The sequence below is a fragment of the Novipirellula aureliae genome, from assembly GCF_007860185.1.
Taxonomy (GTDB): Bacteria; Planctomycetota; Planctomycetia; order Pirellulales; family Pirellulaceae; genus Novipirellula_A; species Novipirellula_A aureliae.
Map to the genome: position 1 here is coordinate 84,692 of NZ_SJPY01000004.1, position 18,843 is coordinate 103,534.

Genomic DNA, 18,843 nt, shown 5'->3' on the forward strand with positions numbered 1-18,843 from the left:
ACACATTTTAGGTAAATTGCCATGGAATCGGCCTCCAACAGTCCCTCGGCGGACGAAATTGCTAGCCTCGTTGTCGAGCGATTGCTAAACAGCGGTAAGCTGCCAGATTTAGCCAACTCCAACTTGATGACGATCGAAGAACAGACCATCGAACAAGTCGATCAGGTGACTCGACTTGTCATGGGCGAACTGCTCGCCAAACAGTCCAAGCAAGCGGTCCCCCCGACGAGTTGCCCCAAGTGTGGAGGAGCAATGAAAGAGCGAAAGCCACAACATCGATCGCTTGAGAGCAGACGTGGCAAAGTCAATTTCATGACCGATGTGTTTCACTGCGAGGCTTGCCGCCTCGATTTTTTTCCCTCAGATGAGAACACTGCAGTGTGATGTCGATCATGGTCACACACCAGCGGTCCTGAAGAAGGTCTGCATCGCGGCGGCACGTAACCCTTCTTACGTCGACGCTAGTCGCAACCTCGAAGATCTTGCCGAACTGAAGGTCTCTGCCAAGCAGTGCCAACGCATTGCCATTCGCATCGGTAACGAGCGACTCGACGAACAGCAAAAACGCATTGATGCTTACACTTCGGCTAGCATCCCCGATCAACAACATGGTCAAAGCAACGAGGCTCCGGCGAACTCTTGGGACAATCGCGTCGCGGTGGTTCAGTGCGATGGCGGACGGGTTCAAATACGAGACGCCTATTGGGGCAACGAGAAACCTGCCGAAAGGAAACATCGTTGGTGGCGAGAAACCCAAGCAGCTGTTTTGCAGACCTATCAATCGACTCGGGGCCTCAACGATCCCACGCCCGAGGTTCCTGAATGCTTGAAGGATTCGCTGTGGGTCGTACCAAAACTCAACGAAATCCACCGTCAACACACTCCGGCGGGTTCCTCCGAAGAAATACAGGAAAGTCCCCCCGACACATCGGAGCAGACTTTTGATGAGACGAAAGACGACTCAGCTAAGGCGAAAAAAAGATCTCGCGAGCCCCGCTGGAGCGGCGGCGATCCGCTGGTCAAAACGGTGGTAGCGACTCGTCGCGGTTACGACCACTTGGGCCAAGCAATGGCGGGCGAAGCGTTCGCTCGCGGGTTCAACAAGGCAAAATCCAAAGCTTTCATGGGCGACGGTTTGAAAGTGAACTGGTCGCTGTGGTCGGCACACTTTTCACACTACACACCGATAACCGATTTGATGCATGCGTTGAGCTATGTCTATGGTGCGGCGATCGCATCGCGTAGCCGGATCGAAGAGGGGTGGTCGTTGTATCTTGTCTGGCTTGGCTGGACCTGGTCTGGCGATGTTAGTCGGGTGATCGTGGCACTTCAAGAAATAGCAGCAGGGGATCCCGAGGTTCCCGAAGCGGTTCGCCGTGCGATTACGTACCTGAGTAATAATGCCCAGCGAATGAAATACGCCGAGTATCGCAAGTTAGGGCTTCCAATCACGACATCGCCGGTGGAGTCGACTCAAAAACAAATTAACAAACGGATCAAAGGCACCGAGAAGTTCTGGCGAGACGAGTCACTTGAACCGCTGCTACAACTCAAAGCCGACGACTTGAGCGAAACGCACGATCGAGACGCTTTCTGGAAACGCCGAGGCCAAAGAAACGATGGTTTCCGCCACCGCTGCCGCAAGACCAAAATCAAGGATTCCTAACAAACCCGGTCATGCACCCATCTGCTGCGCCTTTTGACGAATACTTGCTAATCAGCGATGCTTTTCGGAAACTCATCGTTAGCCTACAATTCCCTGAGACAAAAACGCAGTAGACAAAACGCGAATTTACAACAATCCTTAGGAATTCAAATGATGCTTAAATTTAGTCTGATGGTTCTCGGTTTTACCTTGCTATCAATGGTCGTACCGGGGGCCTCCTCGGCGGCGGAAGCGGAAGGGGAATCACCTAAATTAAAGGCGGGGCCGGAAGATCCGCAAGAGAAAGAAAAACCGGGTAAAATCGATGCGGACGCGTCGGCCGAATTCAAGTCGACCGAATCTGGCTTGAAGTACCGCATTCTCCGTAAAAGCGACAAAGCAAAACCGGTCGCGACCAATACGGTCAAAGTGCATTACAAAGGTTGGCTCGATAACGGCACGATCTTCGATAGCTCTTATCGCCGAGGCGAAAAGATTGCCTTTCCACTCAACCGAGTGATCCCCGGTTGGACCGAAGGCATGCAGCTAGTCGGCGAGGGTGGGATGATCGAGTTAGTAATTCCCTCGAAAATCGGCTATGGAACAAGAGGTGCGCCGCCAACGATTCCACCGAACGCAACGCTGCATTTCATCGTTGAATTGTTTGACGTTAAATAGTCTCTAAGGTCAAATAGTCTCTAAGCGGGGGCGATCCACCCGATTTCCGGCCAGAACTCCTTCGGTCTCACAGCGAAGACGACCTGCCGTCTTCATCGTAGACAACTCGATACGAGTCGGTTTTGCGGTCGTTCCCGTTTTGTGCAGAGCCGTTTTTTTACAGAGCCGCTGTTTTGATATTTTCGCGATTGCTCGTGCATCCACGAATCGCGATATGGGTTCGGTTCTCAAGGCAACGACCTTGAGAACCGTCTTTCTCTTGGCTCATCTCGCGTCACTGCTCGACAATGTTGTGTCGTTCGCTTTAGCCTGAGAGGACGAGATCTTGGAGCATGGAATAGCTGGTGGGCATTTTTAGCACGCCTTTGAAAGGGGCGTAATCGCTTGCATCTTTGCGGTCACAGACGACGTATACCCTCGATTCCAAACCGGTCCCGACCATTGATAACAACGCCTTACTTTTGATACCCACGCTGTTGACGAGAACCGTGTTGCGTGCCGAGGCGGGGTTCGAGCAAGGATTCAGGACGACGTTCATCGAAGATAGAATTTTAGCCAGGAAGTCAAAACGCATCGACCCAGGAACGTAATAGTCGAGAGTTTGTGCCTGATGCACACGATTGGAATGTCGCGTGGGGGTGATCGCGGCGGTGCTCCCCGGCGCGAAAGGCTCTATCCCGCCCAGGTTACGTGTGATCTGTTCAATCACTTTGGATATGGACAGCAATTCTAAACGTTCAAGCAGTTCATGAGATGGGATTTCAATGAGATTCGAGGGTTCCCAAGTCTTGATGGAAATACGTCCAATGAGGCCAGCGAGCTTGATCAGCTCTACCTGAGTTCGCAGCGGGTTTGCCAGACGCGTGACCGTTTCATAGTCGTCGTTGACATATCGGAGTGGTCCATACAAAGTCGCCGGAATGCCCCAAGCATGAAGTAGGTCAGCCAAAACGTTCTGGTCGCATTGAGGCGATATCAGTTCATGTAGCGTTGCGCATAGCAGCAGTCCATCCGACACGTTCCCATGACCACCCTGTGCGATGAGTAACTCCATCGCGAATCTGGCGGCAAGGCAGCGATGTCGGACGGATGACAGATCCATCGAGAAGGACTCTTTCGAGGTAATCGTGTCAATCACGTTGGTAGCCAGTGCAAGTTGACCGATTCGTTTTTGACCGATTTGTGTGATCGCCCGTTCTAAATCCGTAATCAGCGTGCGATTCGGATTGTAGAATGGACTGTTGGCAAGCTGTAATACCTCTGCCGCCAACCCTTCATTCGGTGTGACGACACGAGCAAGATCGTCGGCATCGGTTTCCGCTAACGTGGTCATGCGGAAAATCGCAAGTCCGTCATCGACAATACGAGTTGCAACAGGTGCAGCTTTTTCCTTGACCGGCGGTTGATCGGCATCGTCGTTGCTTGATCGTCCAATGAGTGACCTCACCTTCGCAGCCAACGCGGGATACTCGACAGGCTTAAACATCACATCGTCCACGCCATGCCGAATCAGGTCCTTTACCAGTCGCGGTTCCAAAACGGCGGTCAAGACGACAATTCGCGGAGCTTGTTCGCGCTGGAGCAACTCGATAGCCAATGCATGCCCATTCTTGTTCGGCATTCGCAAATCGGTAATGACGACGTCATAGCGAGTGCACTCGGCCATGGCGAGCGCTTCATTTCCATCGGCGGCGCTGTCACATTCGAATCCCACTTGCGACAACGCGCGCATCGTTAGATTGCGCACGAGAACTTCGTCGTCCGCAACCAACGCTTTCGGTTTCGAATCAGTCATTCTGTCACCCCTGGGCCTGCAAAAGGGCTTGGGGGTACTGGCCGCAATCAGCGGTTTCGGAGGGTTGCACTGCGACCGGAAGGTATATCCGAAAGGTAGAGCCCTTGCCTTCGATGCTTTGGACGGTGACCGCTCCCTCATGATCTTGAGCTGCAGCAAACACCATGGCAAGTCCCAAGCCGGTTCCCTTACCGACCTCTTTTGTTGTAAAGAACGGATCGAAGATTCGGTCGGCAAGATCCGTTGGTATTCCGCATCCGGTGTCGGTAATGGCAATGACCGAGTAACGTCCATCGTGAAAACTCAGGTCGTCTGCCATAGCCGTTCCCGTCTGCAAATCGGACGGTTCCTCCACCTCGGTCGTAATGGTCAATCGTCCCCCATCTGGCATTGCATCACGCGCGTTGATGCACAGATTCAGTATCGCTTGTGAGATGGCCTCTCGATTGGCTAGCACGTTCGCATCCGTCTCTCCGAGATTGACTTCCATCTCAATCTGGCTCTCCAACAACGGCCGCAACAGGTTCAGCGTGCCGGTGACGATCTCGTTTGTTGGTTGAAATGATTTCTCCGTCGATTCGTTGCGGCTAAAACGAAGCAGTTGTCCCGTGATCTCAGTGGCTTGGTTTGCCGCGTTCATCACATTGCGAAGATCCTCGTGCAGCAGTCGATCCGTCGGCCGATCATCCATGGCGAATCGAGTGTACCCGCTGATGATCTGCAGCAAATTATTGAATTCATGGGCGACACCTCCTGCTAAAGAACCGATCGCTTCGAGTTTTTGTTTTTGTCGCAGCGACGTCTCGGCCAGCAGCAGTTGGCTCGTCCTCTCGTCGACGAGTCGTTCGAGTTCTACCGTTGACAAGCATGCTTGCCGGGAGAGGTTCCATTTCTCGGTTAACGCAATCGCCAGTTGGCAAACCTCGGCGTTGTCAAAAGGTTTCTTGAGGATCAACAAACGATCGGTGTAACCAAGTCGACGACAAATGTCGGACCACGAGTTGTCGGAATATGCCGTGCAAATGACGATCTGAAGATCGGGATCGGCATGACGTAGATGTTCAATCGTCGTCAATCCATCCCACCCTGGTGGCATTCGCATATCGACAAACGCCACGGCATAGGGACGGTTGTTTGCGATCGCGGCAACGACTTTGTCGAGTCCTTCACGACCTTGGTGCGCACTGTCAAGTTCGACGTTCAATTTTGGGGATGTGTCCTCCGCCGCACCAAAGAATGCCGTTTCAGCGTTCTTTAGGTCTGCTCCAGAATCGTCCGAGACGAGGATCTTACGGAAGTCTTCGTGAATCGCCAGATTGTCGTCGATGATCAGAATGCGACGATTGGTTTCGCTCTCTATACTTTGCACAATGATTCTCGTTGGAAGGGAAGTTGCAGAGTGAATGTCGCCCCTTGCCCGGGACCATCGCTTTGGACGGATAAGGAACCGCCTAACTTTTGCGCTGCTAGAGCGCTCGTGTGTAAACCAAATCCGTGACCGTCCTTCTTGGTTGTGAAACCATTGGCAAAAACCTTCGATAAATTCTCCTTCGGAATCCCAACTCCATTGTCTTGCACGGAAACATACACACGCGTTTCGTCGGTGGTAATTCTCAATATCGTTTCTTTGTCGGTCCGATCCGTCTCGCATAGGGCTGCCTTGGCATTGCTAATTAGATTGACAAGGATTTGCAGCACTTGATGCTTATCGGTGACGATTGGTGGGATGTCGTTGAACTCGCATGCCACGTCCACGTTGTGCCGCATCATTGTGGTATCGTTTAGCTTGAGTGCGTCCTTTGCCAGAGTGACTAGGTCCACCGCCTGCATGTTGCCTAGCGGTTTGGCGTAGACTTGCTGCATACTGACGATCTCTTTGACATGTTCAATGTTCTTAACAAGCGAGCGAAGTTCTTCAAGCTGCATGTCACGCTGTTGCGACAAATTGGTGGCTAACTCCTTAAGAAATCGAGGGAACGATTTGCCTCGCTCATCCGTGGTCAGAAACGCTGCGAGATCCTCTTGATGCTCGGAGATGACGTCGGATGCTTTGACGAGGCTCGACACACAGCTGTTTTCGAGTTTTTCTGTCACAAACGTCGCCGATACATTGACGCTATTGAGCACATTGCCAACGTTGTGCAACACACCGGTGGCGACTTCCGCCATGCCGGCTTGCCGGCATGTGTCGACCAGTTCACCATGCAATCGTGATAGATCTTCTTCGTCTTGTTTGCGCTGTGTAATGTCTTCCTTCACGCTGACGAAGTGGGTGATTTTTCCAGCGTCGTTGGAAATCGGAGAAATGGAAGCCGACTCCCAAAACAGCTCACCGTTTTGTTTGCGATTCAGTATCTCACCACGCCACTCCTGGCCCGACAGCAAGGTCTTCCAAAGGTCTTTGTGGAACTCAGGCGCCATTTTACCAGAATTCAATATCCGAACATCTTTACCGAGTACTTCAACACGTTCATACCCGGTGAGCTGTGTGAATTTCGGGTTAACGTATTCAATGCAACCGACGCTGTCGGTAATGACCACGGTCGCCGGACAGTGTTCGATGGCTTGGTAGAGTTTTCGTAGTTGGCCTTCCGTTCGCTTGCGATCGACGATGCTATGAAATGTCAGTGTCAGAATTCGTTTGCCCCTTTCGCTTTCACCTTCTACCATTCCGAGTTCGATTGGGAATTCATACCCCGTTGCGTGCATGGCGTTTATTTCGGTCAAACGGTTGAGACGGTTCGATTCTCCGGTCTCAAGATATTTCTTCAGCTCCGAGTAAAGTTGTTGACGCTGTCGCTGCGGAACGGTGTACTCGATGAGATCCCGACCGATAACCTCCGCACGGCGATATCCGAAAACCTGCTCCGCTGCATGGTTGAACTCAACGATCTTTCCATCCTGGTCAATGCCCACGATACAATGGATCGGCGATTCAAAGATTGTCTGCATGATCAGAGAGGCGTAACCCTTCGGTTTCCGCCTCGGCGCGATGCCCCCGACGAAAAAAAGAGCCGACGTGGCACCGGCAAGCAATAGTGAGCCAGCGATCAAGATTATTCCGAGCGGCGTGTTCATCGGTATCCCACGATGCCAGATCAGCACCATGCTAATCTGGGTTAGCCCCATGATTGTCAAAATGGCTGGTAGCTCGCTACTTAGCGAAAGCCACTGACTCAACCTGTATCTCTCGCTTTTCATTTTGAATGCCCCCATCAAAACGCTGCTAAACATGAATATCGCGGTTATAATGGCCCCATTTGACAGATCAATGACTTGCGTTGTCGATGCCGATTGGGATAGCTGTACCATTCCACTTGCCTGAACAAGTCTTGAACAGGAATTGGCTCCAGGGCGGCAAGTATTCGGAAACATAGGGTTTTCCCTATGGCTGTTTCGACTACGCCTGTCGATATTGAAGACGACACGGAAGTGGCCCACATCCTTTCAATGCCATTGAATAAACAACCAGCCATTGAATAAACAACCACCTCCTTCATCATTCTCTTGAGCCCCAAACTTGGTGAACATAGGATAATCGATAGCCTCCAATCAGAGCCGCGACCATGCTTCAGCCTGCCGTGTTCCTCGTCGAGAAGGATCCGACGTTACGTCGTTCGCTCGTTCGCATGCTGAAGTGTGGGGGCTATACCGTCGAAGCATTTGCAGCGCCGAGCAAATTTTTGGCGGAGTTTGATGCCGCTAGGCCTGGATGCTTGGTTCTCGCTCATTGTTTCTCGGATATGAGCGGCTTGGAGTTCTACAAGCGACTTGTGGAGAAGGGGTGTCGACTTCCGTATCTGATCACCATTGCGGCGGATTGTGAATTGTCGGTCGCGATCGACGCGATGAAAAATGGGGCGTTGGACGTCATGGAACACCCGCTCGATCGCGATGCTTTTCTTGATCAGGTATGGCAAGCGATTGGTTTGGACGAGGAACGCCGCCGCCAGCAATTTGATGACGAGACGTTTCAAGACAGGCTGAGCAAGCTATCAAGGCGAGAGCGAGAAGTGATGGATTTGGTCATCGCGGGCAGGCTAACGAAACAAATCGCCCGACAATTGGATATTAGCCCCAAGACGGTCGAAGCCCACCGAAGTCACATTATCAAGAAGATGCAGGTCAAATCCCTGGTTGACTTGGTGCGTGTGGTTACCGAGCATCGGCCAGTCATCCGACGCGAAGGGCGTCACAAAAGATAACTTCCGTAATCGTTCATCGATTAAAACAACCGGTGGGGCGGCTCGGTCTTGCCGCGATAGAAGGAGACGGCTATTGCAGGGACTGTGTTTTGACGCCCTAAGGATCTGATAAGTTACACGGCGTACCCTTCCAGCCACAGCGGGACGCCGACGATGAAGACGTTGAGTTTGAGCAGCGATGCGCAGGCAAAATCCGACCTGTCTAGGGGAGATCGCAAGAAACATCGCCACCGGAAACGATATGCGGCCGCTATGTCGTGTACTTGGTATTGAACTGAACATAATCGGTGGTCAAATCGCTCGACCAATAGGTCACCTTTCCGTTGCCCTCGCCGACACCTAGTTCGATTTCGACTTCGCGATTGGATTTCATCCGATCGCCGATCGCGGCTGCATCGAATGGTAACGGCGTACCGTTACGGTAGATCGCTTCTCCCGCAATCTTCAAGCTCATTTTCTCAGGATCGATGGCTTCTCCTGCATACCCTGCAGCGGAAACGATACGCCCCCAATTCGGGTCGCATCCGGCGATCGCGGTTTTCACAAGTGGGCTGGCCGCGACGGTTTTTGCGATTTTTTCGGCTGCATCATCATCTTCCGCCCCGAAGACATGAAGTTGCATCACACGGCTCGCTCCCTCGCCGTCGATCACCAACTGTTTCGCCAAATGGATGGCTAGCTCCGTGAGCTCCCTCTCGAAGAGACAAATGGATTCGCCTGATAATGGTGTTCCATTTCCATTGGCCAGCAGCAAAAGTGTATCGTTCGTACTGGTGTGCCCATCGACACTGACGCGGTTGAAGCTGACGTTTGCGGTTCGCGTGAGCATTCCTTGTGCCTCATCAGGATCGATTGTGGCGTCGGTACAGATGACGGACAACATGGTCGCCATGTTTGGCGCGATCATGCCAGCGCCCTTTGCCATTGCCGCGATTCGGATCGTTTCCCCGTCGAGTGTGATTTCTCGCGTTTCCATTTTTCGCCCTTTATCCGTCGTCGTGATCGCATCCGCGGCGGCAAGAAAGGCTGTTTCACCAGCCGCCAATTTGGCAGATGCTTGATCGATTCCCGCACTCACCTTTGCCATCGGCAACGCTTGTCCGATGACGCCCGTGCTCATAACCAGCACGTCCGATTCGTCGCATCCAATTCGCTCGGCGACCTGTTCACACATCGCTTTGGCGTCGCTCATACCTTGTTCGCCAGTACATGCATTCGCATTGCCGCTATTGGTAATGACGGCCCGCACGGTAGAGGAGGGGGTTCGTGTACGAGACAAAACGACGGGTGCGGCAACAACTTGATTCGTCGTGTATACTCCCACTGCAACCGCTCGTTGGTCCGAAACGATCAGTGACACGTCCGGCTTTCCGCTTGCTTTGATGCCAGCAGCAACGCCCGCGAAACGGAAACCTTTGGGAAGAACCAGCGGTGACTTGGACATGAATAGCGTTCCCTAAAATCACAAATTTGATGAACCAACAAACGAAATGGACAAGCCGAAACCATAAAGTGCTTCTTGATTCACAGCAAGCGACCTAACCTCTGAGTAATTACGATTGAATTCAAAATTGTCTGTCCAAATTGACGCCGTACCTGTATTGTCATGCAATGGATTGTCCAAACGCTATGGTGACTTTTCTGCACTGTCCGATTGTTCGGTTCGGGTTGATCGCGGCGACGTGTATGGATTGCTCGGGCCCAACGGTGCCGGAAAAACCACCTTGATTCGGATTCTCCTTGGCTTTTTGCATCCTACCGGTGGCGATTGTCGGGTGCTCGGCATCGACCCGGTTGCCGATAGCGTGGCGGTACGCCGACAAGTCGCCTACTTGCCCGGCGATGCTCGCTTACCGCGGCACATGAAAGGTGAAGGAGTCTTAAAATTCTTTTCGGAAATGCATCCCTTCGGCGAACTCGATCGAAGCCGTCGCATCGCAGAACAATTGGAACTGAACACCAAGACGCGGGTCGCTTTTATGTCGACTGGGATGCGGCAAAAGTTAGCGTTAGCAGTCGTCCTCGGGCCGCAGACGCCGTTTTTGATTCTCGATGAACCGACGGCAAACTTGGACCCAACCGTTCGTGCGACGGTGTTACGGTTGGTGATGGAAGCACGCGACCATGGGCGTACGGTGATGTTGTCGTCTCACGTTCTGAGCGAGATCGAAGATACTTGCAACCGTGTCGCTTTCCTGAGGAAGGGCCGTTTGGCTCATGAGTTAAAAATGAGCGAACTGTTCCAACGGCACCGTATGACCGCGCTGACCTCGGTTGCCGTCGACGTACCCGAAGCCCTCAATTCGCAGGTTTCGCTTCAAACCACTCGGCTTAGCGAGACGCAGTACCGAGTGCAAATCGACACGTCAGGCGATTTGGCTCCGATTCTGACATGGGTCAACACCTTGCCACTGAGCCACGTTCGTTTTGAACCGTTCGGGTTGAGGACGATTTACGACAGCGTCCATACTGGGGAAATCTCTCAGGTGACAACGGCAGCATCCCCTGAACCAACGGTGGTGTTGTGATGCGGAACCGCTTCCTACTGCGAAAGTATATCGGCCAATCTTCGCTACTCTTCTTATCGTGTGGAGCGACACTGTTCGCGTTCTCGTGGATTCGCGTTTGGGTCGTCAGCCTTCTCGATATGGGCCAATTTCAAGCCATCTTGGAGCAATTTCGCGAATTCGAAAAATTCGCCCCCATCGATTTTGATTCCTTGTTTACATACACCGGTCGCGTGGGAATGACGTTTGACGAGCCGATCGTCATTTTATGCATCGTGATTTGGTGCATCGCACGTGGGAGCGATGTGGTGAGCGGAGAACTCGGGCGAGGGACACTCGAAATGGTCTTGGCACAACCGATAAGCCGTACACAACTGCTTTTGTCCCATGCAGCCATCTCCGTTCTTGGCTTAGCGTTGTTGTGCCTTTTGGTGTGGGCGGGTGTCGGTGCAGGCGTCTACGCCACCGAGGTCGAAGAATCGGTTCCACCGCCGACGATACGAATCCCGTTCTTTGAAGTCGACATGCCGTTAACCATCGATAAGCCGGAGAAGCAGACGTTGAGATTACGGGATCGGGTTGACGTCCACCTGTACGCTGCTGCGACGTTCAATTTGTTCGCATTCGGTTTCTTCGTGCTAGGGGTTGCTAGCTTTTTCAGTAGTATCGATCGTTACCGATGGCGAACCGTCGGTGCGACGGTGGCATTGTACATTTTGCAAATGGTGATGTATGGGCTGGGAAAAGCGGCCGAATCGCTCAATTATCTTTTGTCGATGACTTTCTTTAGTTGCTATAAGCCACAAAAAATGGTCTTGGCTGCCAGCCAAGAAGGGTTGTCAGCACCTTGGTCGCTGACAAGTTCCTTTGATGACATGGCTCTATCGCCGCTAGCCTACCCGCTGATTTTGATATCGCTCGGGCTAATAAGCTACCTGCTAGCAACCGTCTGTTTCAACAAACGGGATTTGCCCGCTCCGTTGTAGCCATTGGTTGTCCCGGCCTAGGAAACAACCAACAACCGATGACCGACAACCGATGACCAACGACAAACCCCCAACGTCTCTTGCATTTCACTCTCGGTCCTCGTAGGATCGACCCTCGATAAGGCAGTCTTCATCGTTGAAAATGATAGCTTACTTTTTGACTGCAATATGATTTCTATTGTGTCTTCGCCGCCCATGCCCAGCAAAGCAAACCAATCGCTTTCTAGCAATCAACCTGACCGCACGGATCTCGTTTTAGCTGATTGGAAAGCGCAGCAAATCAAACGGCTTCGCGCGAAACCGACGATTGGTTATGCGGCCGGGGAGCCGGTTGCAGCGGAACCGGTAGCATTTGCTGCGTTAGCGGCTGTTGCATACGAGCAAATGGATGCAGCGATATCGGCATGCGATTGTTTACGTCAGGCCCAAAACCCGGATGGTTCGGTGGCGGTGAATTTAGATGCTATCGGGCCCTATTGGACCACATCCCTTTCGTGCATCGCTTGGCGGCAACTCGAGATTCGTCAGAGGATACAAGCGGGTGAAAAGTATCGCACGGCTTACAAACGGGGCCTCGACTTCCTGTTGTCCCTTGAAGGTGAAAGGATATCGCGAACGGAAGCGACGGGGCACAATACTCAGCTCGTCGGATGGCCTTGGGTCGAAGGAACCCACTCGTGGCTCGAACCGACCGCAATGGCACTTTTGGCGATGCGGCATTGTGGCGCGTCGGAGCATCCACGTGCTCAGGAAGCCGCTGAGTTGCTGATCGATCGTCAAATCGAATCGGGGGGCGCGAATTATGGCAACACGATCGTACTCGGTCAGACGCTTGTGCCGCATGTGATGCCAAGTGCGATGAGCGTTGTGGCACTGCACCATATCGAATCACTTTCTGATCCACTTGGCCCGACGATTCGTTATCTGCAAAATGAACTCAACCGTCCCATGGCCGCGGTCTCACTCGCTTGGACCATCCATGCATTGGTTTCGGTTGGTTTATCGCAGCAGCAACGTTTTGACATGGAATTTGATTGGCCGCTTCGTTCGGCAATCAACCGATTGCACCGGATCGAAGATAATCCGCATCGTCAAAACTTGCTTTTACTTTCAGCTTCGTTGGCCGATTCACCGCTGTTGAATATGTCAAAGATGAAGTTATCGACCAAGGCATCATCGAACCGTAAAAGCCAGGAAACGTCATGACCAACGTTCCGAATGAGCATCAAGATCGGCGTGGTTTTTTGATTGCAAGCGCTGCGACCGCTGCGACCGCGGCCGGTGCTGCGGTTTGGTATCAGAGGACGCATCCGTCGAGTGATGTATTTATTGCCAAAAACCAAACGTACCACGGCGACTTGGTCCGTACCATTCGCGATGGTCTGATCGCTTGTCAATTCGATCCCGCCACGATTCGAGGCAAACGGGTACTGCTGAAACCGAATCTCGTGGAACCCTCGCGAGCTTCGCCTCACATGACCACTCATCCGGTGATGATTCAATCGGCGATCGAGGTTTTTCGCGGTTGGGGGGCAGACGTAACCGTTGGTGAAGGGCCGGGACACGTCCGCGATAGCGAGCAGGCGTTAATCGAATCGGGCGTCATGGAAGCGCTTGCCGATATGCGGATGCCATTTGAAGATTTGAATTATCAAGAAGTCCGAATGGTCGAAAATGCTGGGAAAGCCTGTCAATTATCCAGTTTCTATTTCCCCCGCGCTGTGATCGAAGCCGATTTGGTTGTCAGTATGCCCAAGATGAAAACGCATCATTGGATGGGGATGACCGGGGCAATGAAAAATCTTTATGGAGTGATTCCTGGGATCAAGTATGGGTGGCCAAAAAATGTTCTGCATTTTAACGGAATTCCACAAACCGTCTTCGATATCAACGCTTCGGTTGGTCGCCGGATAACGATTGTCGATGGAATTGATTGCATGGAGGGTGACGGCCCGATTATGGGGACGCCCAAATCGATGGGGTTGATTTTGGTGGGGACGAACTTAACCGCGGTCGATGCGACAATGGCTCGATTGATGGATATCTTGCCAGACCGGATACCCTATCTCGCGTTAGCGGCCGATCGCCTTGGACCGATTGACGACCAACGGATTCGGCAGCGTGGGGAACGTTGGGAACCGCTTCGCAATCCATTTAAGATTCTCGACCGCGAACATTTACGACATTTACGCAAAGACGGGGCGCACTTTGTCACGTAGCCTATTACAAACTCAATTTGATTGCGATTCGCCCGTCGCTTTGGTGACCGGCAGCGGGTCGCCACGTGTGGGGCGGGAAATCGCCCGGTTTTTAGCGATTCGTCACTGCCGAATCGCTCTGCATGCGAACACCAGCCTCGAAGAGGCCGAGCAAACCGCAGCCGATTTTCTGTCGAATTATGGGATCAAACCGCTCGTCACTCGCGGTGCACTGGACGAAGATGGGGTTGCTGAGCGGATCGTCGCTGAGACACAAAACGCCTTCGGGCGATTGGATATCTTGGTCAATTCAGCTGCGATTTGGCAGCCCACACGATTGGAGAATGTGACGCGTGACGAGATCAATCGATACTTTCAAACCAACGCCGTGGCAACCTTTCTGTGTGCCCGTGCAGCCGGCCTCCGCATGGTAGAACAACCGTCAGGCGGTTCAATCGTCAATATCGGAGATTGGGCAACCGTGCGACCCTACCTCGATCACGCCGCCTATTTTCCAAGCAAAGGGGCGATTGAAGCGATGACGCGTTCGTTAGCCGTTGAATTGGGTTCGCGAAATGGCAAAGTTCGAGTCAACTGCATCCAGCCAGGTCCGGTATTGTTGGCGGATAACGTCAGCGAAGCGAAGCGAAAAAAGATTGCGTCGAGTACTTTGACCGGCCAGGTCGGTACGCCCGACTCGATCGCACATGCGGTCGGCTTTCTCTGCGAAAACGCGTTTGTAACGGGCGTCTGCCTGCCGGTTGACGGGGGCCGCAGCATTTTCGCAAACGATGGATTGCAGGTAGGCTTGAACACGGGTTGAGGCTCCATTCCGCCTGGCGGAGTCGGGGGAGGCTTTTAGAAAGGCAAGCGTAAACGCTTGCAATGTAACAACCCAAAATCCTGCATGACCTAAACTTCCTTGCATCCGATGACCGATTTCGATGATGACGATTCCTTTCCTGAGCTACTGGAAGCCGAGTGGGGAAACGATCAAGTGATGGCGTTGTTTCGTGACCTAGCAGAAGGAGCGGAGGTCGAACATGTGCCGATGCATTCGGGTGCAGGCGACCGAGCCGTGACCTTCTCGGAGGCCCGAGCTGCTTCGTTTTAGGGGATGCGGTGGCAATCCAAGTTCGCTATCGATTTGAAAGCGAGTTTTGGAGGGATACGATGTTGCCAGGCGGGCCAACGAGGAAGATCATGCGCAATCGCTTACCTGTTTGAGTGCAAAAGCATCGCAACCCGTTCATCTGTTACACTCGCTACGCTTTGCCACCAATCTAGCTTCGTCTGTTCAGAAGCTTTGGGCCTGTTGGGTAACCCCAAGCTAGACTCACAATGAGAATCCGTCGGGTTCTCAATTGCGCCCGCTTCGCAATTTAGTCCCTTTGGTATCTATCTTTTCAGAACGCTTGTTATGTCCGAACGCAAAGCACGTCGTAGCCGTCACCTTGTTGATCGCGAAGTTCAAGGCGGCCTGCTCCGTAAGATCGCCATTCATTGGGTCATCTTTTTCGTATGTAATGCCGTCGCCTTGGTGATCTGGATTCGCTTGTTCGAGAGTCCTGACGCCGATTGGAACGCGACGATCCGTGCAACGTTTCAGCGGTTCTTTCCTTTCTTCATCATCACGATGGCACTGATTCCTGCGTTTGTGCTCGATACGCTCAAGTTAACTCATCGATTTGCTGGCCCGTTGCTGCGTTTTCGTGCTGCATTGGCTGACGTCAGTGCGGGGCACAGCGTCGCTCCACTCGTGTTTCGAAACAACGACTTTTGGCAGAAATTGGCAGCCGATTTCAATAGCGTTGTCGGTCGCTGCGAAGGCTTGACCGCCCCCGCAGACTGTCATCGTGACAATCAATCCGAGGCATAGGCAATGACTGCGACGAATGCAAGAGCAAAGAATCGAAGACTGCGGAGGCACCGGCGTGGTGCAGCAGCCGTCGAGTTTGCGGTCTGTTTGCCGATCCTCGTGATCTTGGTGTTCGGATCGATCGAAGCGTGCAGTTTTATTTTCTTGAAGCAATCGCTCAGCGTTGCCGCTTACGAAGGAGCGAGAGAGGCCGCACTGAGCAATTCAACGACCTCCGCTGCGAGCACTCGTTCACAGCAAATCCTGGATTCGCGAGGAGTCACCGACTATGCGATCTCTTTTCCTGGCGGCACGCCTGATGCGGCGCTGCGAGGACAACCGGTGACGGTAGAAGTCTCCGCGCCGACTCAAACCAATAGCCCGTTAGCGGGCCAATTTGTACCCAACCGAACGCTTGTTTCTCGTGTAGTAATGCTAAAAGAATGAAACGAAACCAACTAAATTTGCGATTGCCAAAACCAACGGCTCGTACCGGTGCAATGCTGGTCTTGATTGTCATTTTGCTCGTTGCGTTTATGATCGCTGTCGCCTTTTCGGTCGATGTTGCTCAGATGCACTTGGCGCGAACGGAACTGCGAAGCGCCACCGATGCGGCATCCAAAGCAGCCGCTCTCGAGCTTTCGATGACCCAAGATCAGAGCAAAGCAATCGCTCGTGGCCAAGAGGTTGGGGCACTTAATTTGGTCAATGGCAATCCACTCCTGATGGCACCCGACGAGTTTGATTTCGGACACAGCGAAGAGAGCGCCGATGGGCGTTTCGAATTCGTTTCAGGAAGCCTTCCGCTCAATAGTGTCCGTGTCACAGGCAACCGAACCGCTGGTTCACGTTCAGGGGCAGTGCCGCTGTTTTTTGGAAACATTTGGGGAATCAACACCTTCGAACCATCCGTTACGGCAACCGCTACCTACATTGAACGAGACGTTGTTCTCGTCGTGGACCGCAGCGGTTCGATGGCCGGCTCAAAAATAGCGGCCCTTCGTTCCGCAATCGACATCTTTGTCACCACCTTGAACGATACATCCGTCGACGAGCAAGTCGGCTTGGCATCCTACAATGATCGAGCGACTGAAGATGTCCAATTGACTCCAGACTTGACTCAAATCTCATCTGCCATGTCGGTAATGCCTGTGGGTGGGTGGACCAGTATTTCACGTGGTATGGATGCTGGCCAAGCGATTATGAACAACAGTCGCGATTCGAAATTTGTCGAACGAACCATGATTGTCATGACGGATGGCCAACACAACCGTGGTCCAGAACCACGAACATCCGCTCTGCGAATTGCCAATGAGGGAGTGACGATTCACACGATCACTTTTGGCAGCGGCGCTGATATTACGCGGATGCGTGAAGTAGCCACCATCGGCGGTGGCAAGCACTATCATGCCGCTAGCGGTGAGGAACTTGAGCGAATCTATCGTGAGATCGCCTTAACACTGTCAACGATGATGACGCAGTAGACAGCATTTCCCTATCACCTATCTTGCACAGAAATACAATTCGATGAACAAACGAAAACCGTCGCAGCGAAGTGGTGCCGTCATGGTCGAATTTGCGATCGTTGTTCCGATCCTCTTTTTGTTCTTCTTTGCCGCCTTCGAGTTTTGCCGCGTTTCGATGATCCGTCATACCGCTGATAACGCTGTCTACGAGGCCGCGCGAACCGCGATGATCCCTGGAGCGACCGCTACCGACGCTCGGCAAGCAGCTACGGCGATCATGAGTTCCCTCGGAGTGAGTGGCGTGAACGTTACGGTCACTCCCGCTACCATCGATCGCGATACGGCAGACGTCACCGTCGAGATTGCCGTTCCTCTAGTGGGTAACAGCTTTGTGCCAATACATTACTTTCGAGGCGACATCGTTCGCGAGTTGACCATGCACCGCGAAGGTGCCCGCTAGTTCGCTAGCCTTCTTGGCGGTTTGGTTGGTTGATGCCGTAACCATTTGTTTGCCCACGCCCTACACCACCTCCACCGAGCGCAGCTTGGGGGAGGTCGAACGCGGCCTAAAGCCGCCGTTCGGGAGGGGGCCTCCACGATGTGAATTCTGCAGGCCCCCTCCTTCGCGAATGCCTAAATGGCATCGCTCGACCTAGTATCAAAGCAGAATTGACCACAGGTTCTCTTTCTCGATCAGGATACCAACGCGTCATCGGAGTCGATGTCGCCAAAGACAAACTCGATCTCTACGACTCCGCCGGAGTTCTCAAGGCGAAGTTCGACAACGACGAAAAATCGATCCTCAAGAACTCGATTCAACGTATCGACGGGGATACGAAAACGCTTGTCGTTTGCGAATCCACGGCAACCTATCATTGGACAATGATGGATCTGCTTCACGATCATGATATCGACGTGGTTGTTGCCAACCCAAGACAAATTCGACATTTTGCCGAAGGTCAGGGGGAACGCGAAAAAACAGACACCATTGATGCTCGAGTGCGAGGAGGTTGAGCGGAGGTCCGCAACGCATTATTTTTGGCAGCCTTTTGTGCTCGCCAGCATGACCCAAGTATGAAGGCTTTCTACGATCGCTTGATCAAACATGATAACCTATTGTGATAAGCTGCGGTGAGTCCCTTTCGCTGGGCCCCGAGAGAGTGCTTCGCAAGCCAACGCAATGGTCAATAAATAAATCCGCAGCGAAAAGATAGAATCCTTTTTAGCAAGTTGCCCTTGCCAAGTGAAGACACGGTCGCTCGGCTGCGCCGGGGGAGGTACAAGAAGCGTAAACGCTTGTGAAACAAGCACTTGAAAGCGGCACGCCCTCTTTGGTGGAGGGAGGTGGTTACGCTCCGTCATACAATTGACGCCCGACGCCCCTCAGGCCATAAAAGTTCGCCGCTCCGCAGATGTCGTGCTGGTTTGTTTTGCTCTTCTAGCATCAGCCCGCTAACGCCAAAACGGCTAATACGCAGACTGTTTTTCGAGCAATGAACGTAAAC

General features: G+C 52.7%; 19 protein-coding genes. 15 read left to right on the plus strand and 4 right to left on the minus strand.

The genetic code is table 11. The features are described 5' to 3' along the window. The first annotated feature begins 21 nt into the window (after nt 1–21). From Q31b_RS12685 to Q31b_RS12695, 3 genes are all read left to right on the plus strand, one after another. Nucleotides 22–384 carry a zf-TFIIB domain-containing protein gene (locus Q31b_RS12685; RefSeq protein WP_146600075.1) on the plus strand — a complete coding sequence of 121 codons (363 nt, stop codon included), beginning with the start codon at nt 22–24 and terminating at the stop codon, nt 382–384. Continuing rightward, on the plus strand, nt 365–1,666 hold the full coding sequence (locus Q31b_RS12690; RefSeq protein ID WP_146600076.1) for a hypothetical protein: 1,302 nt from the start codon (nt 365–367) through the stop codon (nt 1,664–1,666). Before Q31b_RS12685 ends, Q31b_RS12690 begins: the two co-directional genes overlap by 20 nt. Before the next feature lie 150 nt (nt 1,667–1,816). Continuing rightward, nucleotides 1,817–2,323, plus strand: coding sequence for an FKBP-type peptidyl-prolyl cis-trans isomerase (locus Q31b_RS12695; protein WP_146600077.1), 507 nt, complete (start codon nt 1,817–1,819; stop codon nt 2,321–2,323). 304 nt (nt 2,324–2,627) lie between these two features. Here Q31b_RS12695 and Q31b_RS12700 read toward each other — a convergent pair whose 3' ends face one another. From Q31b_RS12700 to Q31b_RS12710, 3 genes are read right to left on the minus strand one after another with little or no spacing between them, the layout of a single operon-like run. Continuing rightward, nucleotides 2,628–4,118, minus strand: a complete 1,491-nt coding sequence (locus Q31b_RS12700; protein WP_197171453.1) for a response regulator — start codon at nt 4,116–4,118, stop codon at nt 2,628–2,630. A 4-nt stretch (nt 4,119–4,122) separates the two neighbouring features. After that, the gene (locus tag Q31b_RS12705) at nt 4,123–5,487 is read right to left on the minus strand and encodes an ATP-binding protein (RefSeq protein ID WP_197171455.1); all 1,365 of its coding nucleotides are present in this window, start codon (nt 5,485–5,487) and stop codon (nt 4,123–4,125) included. Continuing rightward, nucleotides 5,475–7,430, minus strand: a complete 1,956-nt coding sequence (locus tag Q31b_RS12710) for a PAS domain-containing sensor histidine kinase (RefSeq protein ID WP_197171456.1) — start codon at nt 7,428–7,430, stop codon at nt 5,475–5,477. The genes Q31b_RS12705 and Q31b_RS12710 overlap by 13 nt, the downstream gene beginning before the upstream one ends. Nucleotides 7,431–7,684: 254 nt before the next feature. On the opposite strand from Q31b_RS12710, the gene Q31b_RS12715 reads away from it, so the two are divergent. After that, entirely contained in the window at nt 7,685–8,323 is a 639-nt protein-coding gene (locus tag Q31b_RS12715) for a response regulator transcription factor (RefSeq protein WP_146600081.1), read from the plus strand. A gap of 250 nt (nt 8,324–8,573) precedes the next feature. Here Q31b_RS12715 and argJ read toward each other — a convergent pair whose 3' ends face one another. Continuing rightward, nucleotides 8,574–9,767, minus strand: coding sequence for a bifunctional glutamate N-acetyltransferase/amino-acid acetyltransferase ArgJ (gene argJ / locus Q31b_RS12720; protein ID WP_146600082.1), 1,194 nt, complete (start codon nt 9,765–9,767; stop codon nt 8,574–8,576). A 115-nt stretch (nt 9,768–9,882) separates the two neighbouring features. Between argJ and Q31b_RS12725 the strand changes: the two genes are divergently transcribed. The 11 genes from Q31b_RS12725 to Q31b_RS12775 all read left to right on the plus strand — a co-directional run bounded on the left by Q31b_RS12725 (nt 9,883) and on the right by Q31b_RS12775 (nt 18,352). Continuing rightward, complete coding sequence (locus tag Q31b_RS12725; protein ID WP_231617534.1) at nt 9,883–10,851, plus strand: ABC transporter ATP-binding protein; 969 nt, start codon at nt 9,883–9,885, stop codon at nt 10,849–10,851. After that, nucleotides 10,851–11,816 (plus strand): ABC transporter permease subunit, encoded by a 966-nt coding sequence (locus Q31b_RS12730; protein ID WP_146600454.1) that lies wholly within the window; start codon nt 10,851–10,853, stop codon nt 11,814–11,816. Before Q31b_RS12725 ends, Q31b_RS12730 begins: the two co-directional genes overlap by 1 nt. 168 nt (nt 11,817–11,984) lie before the next feature. Further along, a complete protein-coding gene (locus Q31b_RS12735) occupies nt 11,985–13,022 on the plus strand; it encodes a hypothetical protein (RefSeq protein WP_146600083.1) in 1,038 nt (345 codons plus the stop codon). Continuing rightward, on the plus strand, nt 13,019–14,035 hold the full coding sequence (locus Q31b_RS12740; RefSeq protein ID WP_146600084.1) for a DUF362 domain-containing protein: 1,017 nt from the start codon (nt 13,019–13,021) through the stop codon (nt 14,033–14,035). The genes Q31b_RS12735 and Q31b_RS12740 overlap by 4 nt, the downstream gene beginning before the upstream one ends. Further along, complete coding sequence (locus Q31b_RS12745) at nt 14,025–14,837, plus strand: SDR family NAD(P)-dependent oxidoreductase (RefSeq protein WP_231617535.1); 813 nt, start codon at nt 14,025–14,027, stop codon at nt 14,835–14,837. The genes Q31b_RS12740 and Q31b_RS12745 overlap by 11 nt, the downstream gene beginning before the upstream one ends. 108 nt (nt 14,838–14,945) lie before the next feature. After that, entirely contained in the window at nt 14,946–15,128 is a 183-nt protein-coding gene (locus Q31b_RS29020) for a hypothetical protein (protein ID WP_231617536.1), read from the plus strand. 306 nt (nt 15,129–15,434) lie between these two features. Further along, a complete protein-coding gene (locus tag Q31b_RS12755) occupies nt 15,435–15,893 on the plus strand; it encodes a hypothetical protein (RefSeq protein WP_146600085.1) in 459 nt (152 codons plus the stop codon). A gap of 3 nt (nt 15,894–15,896) precedes the next feature. Continuing rightward, nucleotides 15,897–16,319 (plus strand): TadE family protein, encoded by a 423-nt coding sequence (locus Q31b_RS12760; RefSeq protein WP_146600086.1) that lies wholly within the window; start codon nt 15,897–15,899, stop codon nt 16,317–16,319. Beyond that, nucleotides 16,316–17,356 carry a vWA domain-containing protein gene (locus Q31b_RS12765; protein ID WP_231617537.1) on the plus strand — a complete coding sequence of 347 codons (1,041 nt, stop codon included), beginning with the start codon at nt 16,316–16,318 and terminating at the stop codon, nt 17,354–17,356. The genes Q31b_RS12760 and Q31b_RS12765 overlap by 4 nt, the downstream gene beginning before the upstream one ends. Nucleotides 17,357–17,399: 43 nt before the next feature. Next, nucleotides 17,400–17,798 carry a TadE/TadG family type IV pilus assembly protein gene (locus Q31b_RS12770; RefSeq protein ID WP_146600087.1) on the plus strand — a complete coding sequence of 133 codons (399 nt, stop codon included), beginning with the start codon at nt 17,400–17,402 and terminating at the stop codon, nt 17,796–17,798. A gap of 209 nt (nt 17,799–18,007) precedes the next feature. Beyond that, nucleotides 18,008–18,352, plus strand: coding sequence for an IS110 family transposase (locus tag Q31b_RS12775; RefSeq protein WP_197171458.1), 345 nt, complete (start codon nt 18,008–18,010; stop codon nt 18,350–18,352). The last annotated feature ends 491 nt before the right edge of the window (nt 18,353–18,843 follow it).